At 73.2% G+C, this 11,130-nt stretch carries 11 protein-coding genes; 5 read left to right on the plus strand and 6 right to left on the minus strand.

What is annotated here, in order from left to right; translation table 11 throughout:
• Window positions 1-54 precede the first annotated feature (54 nt).
• Entirely contained in the window at window positions 55-1,680 is a 1,626-nt protein-coding gene (locus tag ACE3UN_RS17875) for a gamma-glutamyltransferase family protein (protein WP_374676344.1), read from the plus strand.
• A 34-nt stretch (window positions 1,681-1,714) separates the two neighbouring features.
• On the opposite strand, the gene ACE3UN_RS17880 is transcribed toward ACE3UN_RS17875, so the two are convergent.
• Window positions 1,715-2,221, minus strand: a complete 507-nt coding sequence (locus ACE3UN_RS17880) for a DUF4124 domain-containing protein (RefSeq protein WP_374676345.1) — start codon at window positions 2,219-2,221, stop codon at window positions 1,715-1,717.
• Between the two features lie 86 nt (window positions 2,222-2,307).
• On the opposite strand from ACE3UN_RS17880, the gene ACE3UN_RS17885 reads away from it, so the two are divergent.
• From ACE3UN_RS17885 to ACE3UN_RS17895, 3 genes are read left to right on the plus strand one after another with little or no spacing between them, the layout of a single operon-like run.
• Window positions 2,308-3,243, plus strand: coding sequence for a DMT family transporter (locus ACE3UN_RS17885; protein ID WP_374676346.1), 936 nt, complete (start codon window positions 2,308-2,310; stop codon window positions 3,241-3,243).
• A 47-nt stretch (window positions 3,244-3,290) separates the two neighbouring features.
• Window positions 3,291-4,079 carry an SDR family oxidoreductase gene (locus ACE3UN_RS17890; RefSeq protein ID WP_374676347.1) on the plus strand — a complete coding sequence of 263 codons (789 nt, stop codon included), beginning with the start codon at window positions 3,291-3,293 and terminating at the stop codon, window positions 4,077-4,079.
• Window positions 4,080-4,084: 5 nt separating this feature from the next.
• Window positions 4,085-4,705 carry an acyloxyacyl hydrolase gene (locus tag ACE3UN_RS17895; RefSeq protein ID WP_374676348.1) on the plus strand — a complete coding sequence of 207 codons (621 nt, stop codon included), beginning with the start codon at window positions 4,085-4,087 and terminating at the stop codon, window positions 4,703-4,705.
• A 7-nt stretch (window positions 4,706-4,712) separates the two neighbouring features.
• Here ACE3UN_RS17895 and ACE3UN_RS17900 read toward each other — a convergent pair whose 3' ends face one another.
• From ACE3UN_RS17900 to ACE3UN_RS17910, 3 genes are read right to left on the minus strand one after another with little or no spacing between them, the layout of a single operon-like run.
• Entirely contained in the window at window positions 4,713-5,321 is a 609-nt protein-coding gene (locus ACE3UN_RS17900; protein WP_374676349.1) for a DUF924 family protein, read from the minus strand.
• Window positions 5,318-5,842, minus strand: coding sequence for a thioredoxin family protein (locus tag ACE3UN_RS17905; RefSeq protein WP_374676350.1), 525 nt, complete (start codon window positions 5,840-5,842; stop codon window positions 5,318-5,320). The genes ACE3UN_RS17900 and ACE3UN_RS17905 overlap by 4 nt, the downstream gene beginning before the upstream one ends.
• Window positions 5,843-5,891: 49 nt before the next feature.
• The gene (locus ACE3UN_RS17910; protein ID WP_374676351.1) at window positions 5,892-6,815 is read right to left on the minus strand and encodes a DMT family transporter; all 924 of its coding nucleotides are present in this window, start codon (window positions 6,813-6,815) and stop codon (window positions 5,892-5,894) included.
• A gap of 82 nt (window positions 6,816-6,897) precedes the next feature.
• Between ACE3UN_RS17910 and ACE3UN_RS17915 the strand changes: the two genes are divergently transcribed.
• Window positions 6,898-7,887, plus strand: a complete 990-nt coding sequence (locus ACE3UN_RS17915; RefSeq protein ID WP_374676352.1) for a quinone oxidoreductase — start codon at window positions 6,898-6,900, stop codon at window positions 7,885-7,887.
• 117 nt (window positions 7,888-8,004) lie between these two features.
• Here ACE3UN_RS17915 and ACE3UN_RS17920 read toward each other — a convergent pair whose 3' ends face one another.
• Window positions 8,005-10,218, minus strand: coding sequence for a PhoX family phosphatase (locus ACE3UN_RS17920; RefSeq protein ID WP_374676353.1), 2,214 nt, complete (start codon window positions 10,216-10,218; stop codon window positions 8,005-8,007).
• A 423-nt stretch (window positions 10,219-10,641) separates the two neighbouring features.
• On the minus strand, window positions 10,642-11,130 hold a 489-nt coding region (locus ACE3UN_RS17925; RefSeq protein WP_374676354.1), incomplete at its 5' end, for a dioxygenase.

Consider the following 11,130-nt stretch of genomic DNA (forward strand, 5'->3'; position numbering starts at 1 on the left):
GACTGTCAGCCCCCATCGGCGCGGTGCACGCGCCGGCACGACGAGGCCTGCCGCATGACCCACGATTTCCACTGGTCCAACGCCTACCCCAGCACCCGCACCCCCGTGTTCGCACGCAACGTGGTGGCCACCTCCCACCCGCTGGCGGCCCAGGCCGGCCTGCGCATGCTGGCGCGCGGCGGCAACGCGGTGGATGCCGCCGTGGCCACGGCCGCGGCCATGACCATCGTGGAGCCCTGCAGCAACGGCCTGGGCTCCGACGCCTTCGCCATCGTCTGGGACGGCCAGCGCCTGCAGGGCCTGAACGCCTCCGGCCGCGCCCCGGCCGCGTGGACGCCCGAATGGCTGCGCCGCACCTACGGCGTGGACGCGCAGATGCCCGTGCGCGGCTGGGGTGGCATCACGGTGCCGGGCGCCGTGTCCGCCTGGGCGGCGCTGTCCGAGCGCTACGGCAAGCTGCCCTTCGAGGACCTGCTCGCGCCGGCCATCGAGATCGCCGAGCGCGGTTATGCGGTGCCGGTCATCGTGCAGCAGAAGTGGGCGCTGGCGGCCAAGGTGGCCGAGCTGGTGCGCCAGCCCGGCTTCGCCGAGACCTTCCTGCCGCGCGGCCGCGCGCCGCAGGTGGGCGAGCTGTTCCAGTTCCCCGGCGCGGCGCGGGCGCTGCGGCTCATCGCCAGCACGCGCGGCGAGGTCTTCTACCGCGGCGAGATCGCCGCCGCCATCGCGGCCCAGTCCGCCGCGCAGGGCGGCGCCATGACGGCCGCCGACCTGGCGGCCCACCGGCCCGAGTGGGTGGACACGGTGGAGGTCGACTACCGGCACGGCTATCGCCTGCACGAGATCCCGCCCAACGGCCAGGGCATCGCCGCGCTCATCGCGCTGGGCATCCTGCGCCACTTCGACATCGGCGGCCTGGACCCGGACGGCGTGGAAAGCCAGCACCTGCAGATCGAGGCCATGAAGCTCGCCTTCGCCGACGTGTACCGCTATGTCAGCGAGCCGGCGAGCATGGGGCTCACCCCGGCCGACCTGCTGGACGACACCTACCTGGCCGAACGCGCGCGCCTGGTCGACCCGAAGCGCGCCCAGCCTTTCGAGCCGGGCAACCCCGTCAAGGGCGGCACCATCTACCTCACCGCCGCCGACGAGAGCGGCATGATGGTGAGCTTCATCCAGAGCAACTACATGGGCTTCGGCTCGGGCGTGGTGGTGCCGGGCTACGGCGTGAGCCTGCAGAACCGCGGCCACGGCTTCTCCATGGACGCCGGCCACCCCAACGTGGTGGCACCGGGCAAGCGGCCTTTCCACACCATCATCCCGGCCTTCGTCACGCGCGACGGCGAGCCCCAGATGAGCTTCGGCGTCATGGGCGGCCACATGCAGCCGCAGGGCCACCTGCAGACGCTGGTGCGCATGGTCGACTACCACCAGAGCCCGCAGGCCGCCTGCGACGCGCCGCGCTGGCGCTTCAACCACGGGCGCGAGATCAACGTGGAGCCGCACATGCGCCGCGACACGCTGGCGGGCTTGCAGGCCCTGGGCCACGAGGTGGCGGGCCTGGACGACAGCTACATGGATTTCGGCGCCGGCCAGTTCATCTGGCGGCTGGGCGACACCCGCACGCAGGGCTACGCGGCCGCCAGCGACCCCCGGCGCGACGGCGCCGCGGTGGGCTTCTAGGCGGGGCGCCGCCGGCGTGCGCGCAGGGCCCGATTCAGCGCCGGATGCAGGCCGTGTCCTGCGCATGCACGCAGGTGCGCCAGCCCTCCGGCCGGGCGGGCGCGGGCGGCAGCATGTCGGCGCCGCAGTGCGCGCGCACGGCCACGGCCTCGGCCGACGTGAGGCGGTCATGGGCGGAGCGGTTGCGGCTGGCCCAGTCGTAGTCCTTCATCGCCTGGCGGCAGGCCGGGCTGGACGTGTCCGGGCCCTTGGCGGCGGACCCGGCCGACCAGGCCTGCAACACCTCGGCGTCCCGGGCCTGCACGTTGCGCCGCTCCAGCGCCTGGCGCGCCTGCTCGCGCTGCACGAACGCGGCGCCCGCCTCGGCCGCCTCGCCCGCGCCGTCGATCTGGTTGGGCGTGGCGCGCAGCTGCCCTGCCCGGGCCGTGGCGCTGGGACACGGGGCATCGGAGTAGGTCACCCGGCCGGCGGCGTCCACGCACTTGTGCACGGCCAGCGCGGGGCCGGCGGCCAGCAGGCCGGTGGCGAGGAGAACGGGCATCACGAGGCGCATGGCGGGCAGACCGGAAGGCAGGAGCCTGCACTGTACAAACGCGCCGTTAGCGCCGCAACCCGGCGGCCCCCCCCATGACGCCATCGCGTGCGTTCGGGGGTGGCGCCCGCTGGCCGGGCCTGCTGCTGGCCATCGGCGGCGCGGTGGCCTTCTCGGGCAAGGCCATCATCGTCAAGCTGGCCTACCTGCACGGCGTGGACGCGGTCACGCTCATCATGTACCGCATGCTGTTCGCGCTGCCGTTGTTCGCCGCCATGGCCTGGTGGGCGGGCCGGGGCCGGCCGGCGCTCACGCGGCGCGAGGCACTCGCCCTGCTGGCGCTGGGCTTTTCGGGCTACTACCTGGCCAGCCTGCTCGACTTCATGGGCCTGGCGCTCATCAGCGCGAGCCTGGAGCGGCTGATCCTCTACCTCAACCCCACCATCGTGCTGGGCCTGTCGGTGCTGTTCCTCGGCCGCCGCGTCACGCTGCGCCAGCTGGGTGCGCTGGGCGTGAGCTACGCCGGCGTGCTGCTGGTGTTCGGCCAGGAGCTGCAGTTCCAGGGCACGCACGTGGCGCTCGGCACCGCGCTGGTGTTCGCCAGCGCCGTGAGCTATGCCGTCTACCTGGTGATGAGCGGCCAGTGGGTGGGCCGCCTGGGCGCCATGCGCCTGGCCGGCTGGGCCGGCAGCATCGCCTGCCTGTTCTGCATCGGCCACTTCCTGGTGGCCAACGTGGCGGACCCGCTGGGCGCGGCGCGGGTGGCCGAGCCGGTGCTGTGGCTGTCGGTGCTGAACGCCACCGCCTGCACGGTGGCGCCGGTGTGGATGGTGATGATGGCCATCGAGCGCCTGGGTCCCACGCTCACCGCACAGACCGGCATGGTCGGCCCCATGAGCACCATCGCGATGGGCGTGCTGTTCCTGGACGAGCCCTTCACCCCGTTGCTGGTGGCCGGTACCGGCCTGGTGCTGGCCGGCGTGTGGCTGCTGGCGCGCCAGCCGGCACCCCCCAAGCCCACCAAGGCATAGGGTTTGCCCCAGCGCCGCACAATGCACGCTGGAGGAGGGAACACCCGATGGACTTGGGCCTGCAAGGCAAATGGGCGCTGGTGTGCGCCGCGAGCAAGGGGCTGGGCAAGGGCTGCGCGGCCGCGCTGGCGGCCGAGGGCGTGAACGTGGTGATCACCGCGCGCGGGGCCGAGGCCCTGGAGACCACCGCGGACGAGCTGCGCCAGCTCGCCCCCGGCGTGCAGGTGCGCACGGTGGTGGGCGACATCACCACCGAGGCGGGCCGCGCCGCCGCGCTGGACGCCGCCCCCCAGGTGGACATCCTGGTCAACAACGCCGGCGGGCCGCCGCCGGGCGACTTCCGGCAATGGGAGCGCGAGCAGTGGATCGCCGCGCTCGACGCCAACATGCTCACGCCCATCGCGCTCATCCGCGCCACGGTGGACGGCATGGCCCAGCGCGGCTTCGGCCGCATCGTGAACATCACCTCGGCGGCGGTGAAGGCGCCCATCGACACGCTGGGGCTGTCCAACGGCGCGCGCAGCGGCCTGACCGGCTTCGTGGCCGGGCTCGCCCGCCAGCCGCGGCTGGCGGGCCGCAACGTGACCCTCAACAACCTGATGCCCGGCCCCTTCGACACCGACCGCCTGCGCAAGACGGTGGAGGCCGCCGCGCAGGCCCAGGGCCGGCCGCTGGAATCGGTGTGGGACCAGCGCCGCCTGGGCGTGCCGGCGCAGCGCTACGGGCGGCCGGAGGAATTCGGCGCGGCCTGCGCGTTCCTCTGCAGCGTGCATGCGGGCTACATCACCGGGCAGAACTGGCTGCTGGACGGCGGCCTGTACCCCGGCACGTTCTGATCGCCATGCTGCGCCGCCTGCCCCCTCTGGCCGGTACGCCCCGGATGGCCCGGCGGCCGGCGCTGCTCGCGGCGGCCGGGTGGCTGGCCGCCGGCGCGGGGTGGGCGCAGGACGGCGGCGTGGCCGACGGCACGTCGCCCGACTGGTGGCCGCAGCAGCTGTTCGTGCAGGCCGGCGATTCGCACGAGTCGCGCAGTGCCGTGGCGGGGTTGGGCTGGGACAGCGGCTGGCGCGCCCGGGCGCTGGGCGGGCACTGGACGCTCTACACCGAGCTGGCCGCGGGCCGCTGGGTGCGCGACCACGACGCGCGCCGCGACCCCACGGCCGACGCCTGGTTCACTCAGGTGGGCATCGCGCCAGTGCTGCGCTGGCAGTCCGCCGAGGGCCGGGGCTGGTTCCTCGAGGGCGCCATCGGCCTGAACCTCATCTCGCCCGTGTACCAGCGCCAGTCCAAGCGCTTCTCCACCGCGTTCAACTTCGGTGACCACCTCGCGGCGGGCTACCGCTTCGGCGAGCGCGGGCAGCACGAGATCGCCCTGCGCATCGAGCACTTCTCGAACGCCGGCCTGCGCCTGCCCAACCCGGGCGAGAACTTCCGCCAGCTGCGCTACGCGTGGCGGCTGTGAGCCGCCCCTAGAACGACGAGCCGGGCGTGGCCAGGAAGGCCCGCTCCTGCGCGGTGCTGGCGCGCCCGAGGATGGCGTTGCGGTGCGGGAAGCGGCCGAAGCGGCGGATCACGGCCTCGTGCCGCTCGGCGAAGTCCACGAAGCTGTCGAAGGCCGCCCGCTGTGCGGCAGGGGCGCGATCGCGCAAGGCACGCATGCCCTGCACGCAGCGGGCCTGCAGACCGGCGTCCTCGGCATGCTCCAACGGCAGCCAGGCGAACACCTGCTGCACCGGGGGCAGCGCATCGAACACACCCTGCTCGATGCCCTCCAGCGCCCAGCGCCGGGCCAGTGGGTCCAGCGCGAAGGCGGCCGGGGTGCCGCGGTGGATGTTGCGCGGGAACTGGTCGGTCAGCAGCACCAGCGCCAGCCGGCCGTCGGGGCTGGCGGCCCAGCCGTCCAGCGCGCCGTCGGCCGCCGCCTGCACCTGCGCACCGAAGCGCTCGCGCATGGCGGCGTCGACCTCCGGCTGCTTGGCCCACCACAGGCGCTGCAGCGTGGGGTCGTCCAGGGCCCGGGCCGGCTGCTCGCCAAACCAGAAGCGCAGGATGTCCGCCGGCGTGGGGGCGCCGCTCATCGCGGGGCGCGGGCGCGGGCCGCCGCCTGGTGGAAGAAGTCGTACACGCCGGTGTCGCTCATCTGGCGGGCGTTGGCCAGCTCGCCGCCCCGGGTGGCGTAGAGCAGCTCACCCTGCGGCGACACGATGGCGGCGGCGGGGATGCCCTTCTTGATCGGGTTGCCGTAGCGGCCGGCGATGTCCAGGTGGCGGTTGAAGTTGCCCACGTCCACCTTCACCACCACGAACTCCTTGTCGAGCATCGCGGCGTTGGCCGAGGTGTGCATGGCCTTGTCCAGCGCGCGGCAGTCGCCGCACCAGTTGGCGCCGAACACCACCAGCAGCGGCCGGCCCAGGCGCGCGGCGGTCTGCTGGGCGCGCTGCACCTCGGCGGCGGCGTCGGCCCGCTCGTCATAGGGCAGGGGGGCCGCGGCTGCGCTTGCGGCCGCGGCGGGCGCCTGGGCGGCGGCCGGTGCGCCCGCGCACAGGGCGGCGGCAACGAGGACGGCGGGCAGCAGGCGAAGGGCGATGGGGGGCGTCATGCGTGGCGGCTCCTGTGGAACACACGGCGGGCCGCCATGATGCCCCGCTTCAGCCGCGACGCCGCGAGGACAGCCAGATCCCCGCCAGGATCAGGGCGAATGCGACCCCGTGGTACCAGTGGGGCGGCTCGCCGAGCAGCGCGGCCGACATCACGCCCGCGAACACCGGGGTGAGGTTGCTGAAGAAGGCGGCGACGGCCGGGCCCACCGTGGCCACGCCCAGCCCCCAGCAGCGGTAGGCCACCAGCGATGGGCCGATGGCCACATAGGCCAGCAGCGCCAGCACGCCCGGGCTCCAGTGCCAGGCCAGCTCCGGCGCGGCCACCGCCTCGACGCCCGCGGCCAGCCCGCTCCAGCCCAGGCCGAAGGCGATCTGGACCAGCAGCATGCCGGCCCAGTCCCAGGCGGGGCGGCGATCGCCCTGCATGTGCGCGGGCGGGCGGGCCAGCAGCCAGCTGTACAGCGCCCAGCACACGACGGCCAGCAGCATGAGCAGGTCGCCCGCCACGAAGCGCAGCTCGGCCAGGCGGGCGGGCTCGCCGCGCGCCACCACCAGCGCCACGCCGGCCAGCGAACAGGCGGCGCCCAGCAGCGCGCGCCCGCTGGGGTGCACCCGGTAGAGCAGGGCGCCGAAGCCGAGCATCCAGGCCGGCATGCTGGCGGCGATGAGCGTCACGTTCAGCGGCGTGGAGGTGTGCAGCGCCAGGTACTGCAGCGCGTTGTAGCTGCCCATGCCCAGCAGGCCCAGCGCGGCCAGGTAGGGCCAGCGCGCGGCGATGGCGGTGCGGTCGGCCAGCGCGGCGCGGCCCAGCGGCCACAGCAGCGCGAAGGCCAGCGCCCAGCGCGCGAAGTTCAGGCCCACGGGCGGCACCTGGCCCACCGCCAGGCGGCCGACGATGGCGTTGCCGGCCCACAGCAGCGGCGGCAGCGTCAGCAGCAGGGCCAGGCGGGGTGTGAGGGCGGCGGCAGACATGGGCAAAGGCTGGCACGATAGCCGAGAAAACGTCGCGCCCGCCTGGGTGCGGCGCCTTGTCACCCCTTCCCGAGGAGAACCCATGCCCCATCCCAGCCGCGCCATCCGCATCGACGCCTTCGGCGGCCCGGAGCAGATGCGCCTGGTCGACACCGAGGTCGGCGAGCCCGGCCCGGGCGAGATCCGCATCCGCCACCATGCCGTGGGCCTGAACTACATCGACGTCTACCAGCGCACGGGGCTGTACCCCAACGCGCTGCCGCTGCAGCTGGGCATGGAAGGCGCCGGCATCGTGGAGGCCGTGGGCGAGGGTGTCACCCACCTGTCGCCGGGCGACCGCGCGGCCTACGCCAGCGCGCCGCCGGGCAGCTACTGCGAGCTGCGCGTGATGCCGGCCAGGTGCGTGGTGCGGCTGCCCGACGGCATCGACTTCGAGACCGGCGCCGCCATGATGCTCAAGGGACTGACCGCGCAGTACCTGCTGCGCCAGACCCTGCCCGCCGGCGGCCTGCAGGCGGGCGACTGGGTGCTGTTCCACGCGGCGGCCGGCGGCGTGGGGCTCATCGCCTGCCAGTGGGCGCGGGCGCTGGGGCTGAAGCTGATCGCCACGGCCGGGGGTGCGGCCAAGTGCGAGCTCGCCCTGCAGCATGGCGCGACCCACGCCATCGACTACCGCAGCGAGGACTTCGTGGCCCGCGTGCGCGACATCACCGGCGGTGCGGGCGTGAAGGTGGTGTACGACTCGGTGGGTGCCGACACCTTCATGAAGTCCCTCGACTGCCTGGCGCCCTTCGGCCTGCTGGCGAACTTCGGCAGCGCCTCGGGCAAGCCGGCGCCGCTGGACGTGGGCGTGCTGGCGAAGAACTCGCTGTACGTCACCCGGCCCACGCTGTTCACCTACATCGCCACGCGTGAACGCACCCAGGCCATGGCCGACGACCTGTTCGCCGTGGTGCAGTCGGGCGAGGTGCGCATCCGCATCGACCAGCGCTACCCGCTGGCCGAGGTGGCCCAGGCGCACCGCGACCTCGAGGCACGCGCCACCACCGGCTGCACGGTGCTGGTGCCCTGAACGAAAGGAAAGGGCCGCCGCGCTCTCTCCTGAACGCGGCGGCCGGTGCGAGGTCAGCGGCGACGGGCGATGCCCGTCGTGCTGCGTCGTGGTCGAGGTGCGGGCGTGGCGGCCGGCTCAGGAGCCGATGCGGCCGCCGTCGTCCTTGGTGATCACCACCGTGGCCGAGCGCGGGCGGGCCAGCGCGCCGCCGGCGCCGTAGCCGGTGTTGCCCGGCCAGTGGCTGAGGTACTTGCTGGGGTCCGCCACGTCGGCCGTGAGGATGCTCTCGCCGGGGTGCTGGATGTTCACGAACAGCGCCTTGCCGTCGGGCGTCTCGCAGCAGCCGGTGATCTCGCAGTCCTTGGCACCCACCAGGAAGCGCTTGAGCTGCGTGGCCTTGGGCGCCTTGCCCACGGGGGTGTTCACCGTGAGGGTGGAGCCGTCGGCCTTGGTGTAGCTCAGCGTCTTCGTGGCGCCGTCGCCCACGTGGCCGGGGATGGCGGCCAGCATCATGCAGTTGCTGGCGTCGGTGTAGGCGCCGTCGTCGGTCTGGATCCAGCAGATGCCGGTGGCCTGGCTGAACCACAGGCCGTCCGGGCTGGAGAAGTCCTGGTCGCCGGTGAGGGACGACAGGTTCACCTTGGCCGGGTCGGCACCGGCTTCCGCGCCGAACAGGTACACGTCCCACTTGAACGCCGTCGAGGTCGCCTTGTGGCCGTTCTCGCGCAGGCGCAGGATGTGGCCGTTGATGTTGCCCGGCGAGCCGAGCGGGCCGCCGGCGTAGCTGTCGCTGTAGCTGCGCGGGTTGGCGGCGTCCACGGCGGCGTGCGAGCTGCTCGTCACGTCCACTTTGCGGTTGCTGTTGTTGGTCAGCGTGAAGTAGATCTCGCCGGTGCCCGGGTGGGTGGCGCACCACTCGGGGCGGTCCATCTTGGTGGCGCCCACGGCGTCGGCCGCCAGGCGGGCGTTCACCACCACGTCGGCCTGGTCGGCGAAGGCGTAGCCGGCGTAGCCCTTGATGGCCGGGTGGTCGATCGTCAGCGCGATCCACTGGCCCGTGCCGTCGGCGTTGAACCGGGCCACGTACAGCGTGCCCTCGTCCAGGTACTTGGCGCCCACGGCCAGGCGGTCGGCGCGCTCGGCGTCACCGGCGGACCAGGTGGCCTTGGAGACCCACTTGTAGATGTACTCGTTGCGCGAGTCGTCGCCCATGTACACGGCCAGCGGCAGGCCAGGCGTGAGCAGCGAGAAGGCGCCGCTCTCGTGCGCGAAGCGGCCCAGGCCGGTGCGCTTCTGCGGCTTGGACAGCGGGTCGTACGGGTCGATCTCCACCATGTAGCCGAAGGTGTTCAGCTCGTTGCGGTAGTCGTCGCTGCCGTCGGCGCTGACACCGGTCTTGCTGATGTCGAAGCGGCGGTACTTGTCGTCGGCGCCGCTGGTCTCCCAGCCGTGGCGGCTGGTGGCGCCGGCGGTGCGGCCGTAGCGGTTCAGCGAGGCCACGCTCTTGTCGTTGCCGCGCGCGGTGTTGTCGTTGGCGTTGCGGGTGAAGTAGCCGGCCCAGTTCTCCTCGCCGGTCAGCAGCGTGCCCCAGGGGGTGCGCGAGGTGCCGCAGTTGTTGATCGTGCCGCGGCAGGCGATGCCTTCCGGCGCGTACATCGTCTTCATCAGCGCGTTGCCGCGCGCCGGGCCGGTGATCTCGGCCGGGGTGTGCGGGGTGATGCGACGGTTGAAGCGCGAGCCCTTGACCACCTTGAAGGTGCCGCCGCGCGGACGGTGCACTTCCATCACGGCCACGCCGTGCACGGGGATCTCCTTGTCCGACTCGGCGGCCGGGCGCGGACGCGGGCTGACGCCGTTCGGGTGCAGGAAGTTGTCGGTGGTGGCCTCGTGGTTCATGGCCAGCAGCGCGCGGCGGCTGTTCAGCGGGTCCGGACCGGTGCGGTCGTTGGACAGGCCGAAGTAGTCCATGCCGTCGTGGTGGTCGCCCGAGCGCAGCTCGAAGTCGGTGTCGGTGCCGTCGTTCTTGTACTCGGCCACGCCCTTGTGCAGCGGGTCGCCGAGCGCGACAACCACGTTCACGCTGTAGCCCGGGGGCACCGTGACCATGTCGGCCACGCTCTTGGCCACGGGGGTGAACTTGAGCGACTGGATCGGGTTGACCAGCGCGGCCGTGGCCGGCACGCCGGCTTCGGCGAGCGTGGGCACGCCCAGCACCGCGGTGGTGGCGGCACCCAGGCCGCCCAGCACCAGGCCGCGGCGCGACAGGCGGGTGTCGAGCACTTGCTGGAAGTGGGTGTTGGGGCTGTCGTTGTGGCCGATGTCGTCGGCGTCGTCGTGGTGCTGGCTCATGGCGGGCTCCTCGTGCAAGGCAGGTGTCGAAACAGCCCGCGATGCTCGGCAGAAGCCGTGACCGCACCGTGACCGGTGCGTGACAGCAGGGTGACAAGGGGCTTCGACAGGCTCAGCCCGAACGGACGTCTTCCGTGCGCCCCGAGCTTGTGTCTTCCGTTCGCCCTGAGCTTGTGTCTTCCGTTCGCCCTGAGCTTGTCGAAGGGCAGACGAAGGACGGGGAGGGCTTCGACAAGCTCAGCCCGAACGGACCGGGGCTTCGACAGGCTCAGCCCGAACGGACCGGGGCTTCGACAGGCTCAGCCCGAACGGACCGGGGCTTCGACAGGCTCAGCCCGAACGGACCACGCACCAGTGGCTCAGCCCGAACGGGCCACGTACCCGTGGCTCCGCGCGAACGGCCGGGGCGGGGAGTCGCGGAGGTCAGACGACCCATCCCTGGGCCAGCGGCCCGAAGGCGTAGGCATCCATCGCCAGGTGGCCGTAGGTCACGCTGGCGTGCAGGCGGTGGCCCGTGGCGCCGGGGCCGGCGGCGCCGGCGGCCACGTAGAAGGGCAGCCAGTGCTCGTCGCTGGGGTGCATGTGGGCGGCATGCGGCGCCTGGCGGCGGTAGTCGAACAGGGCGGGCCAGTCGGCGGCGGCGCTGCGCTCGGCGACCCAGGCGCGGAAGGCGGCGCTCTCCGGGATCTCGGGGGCGTCCACCGCCCCGCGGCCGGCCATGAACAGGCGCAGGTTGTGGGTCAGCGCGCCGCTGCCCATCACCAATACGCCCGCGGCGGCCAGCGGCGCCAGGGCGGCGCCCAGCGCATGCAGCCGCTCGGGCGGCCAGCCGGGCGGCCAGGCCAGCGGCAGCACGGGGATGTCGGCCGCGGGGAACATGTCGCGCAGCGGCGTCCAGATGCCGTGGTCCAG

The organism is Ideonella sp. (genome assembly GCF_041918995.1).
Lineage (GTDB): Bacteria > Pseudomonadota > Gammaproteobacteria > Burkholderiales > Burkholderiaceae_C > Ideonella.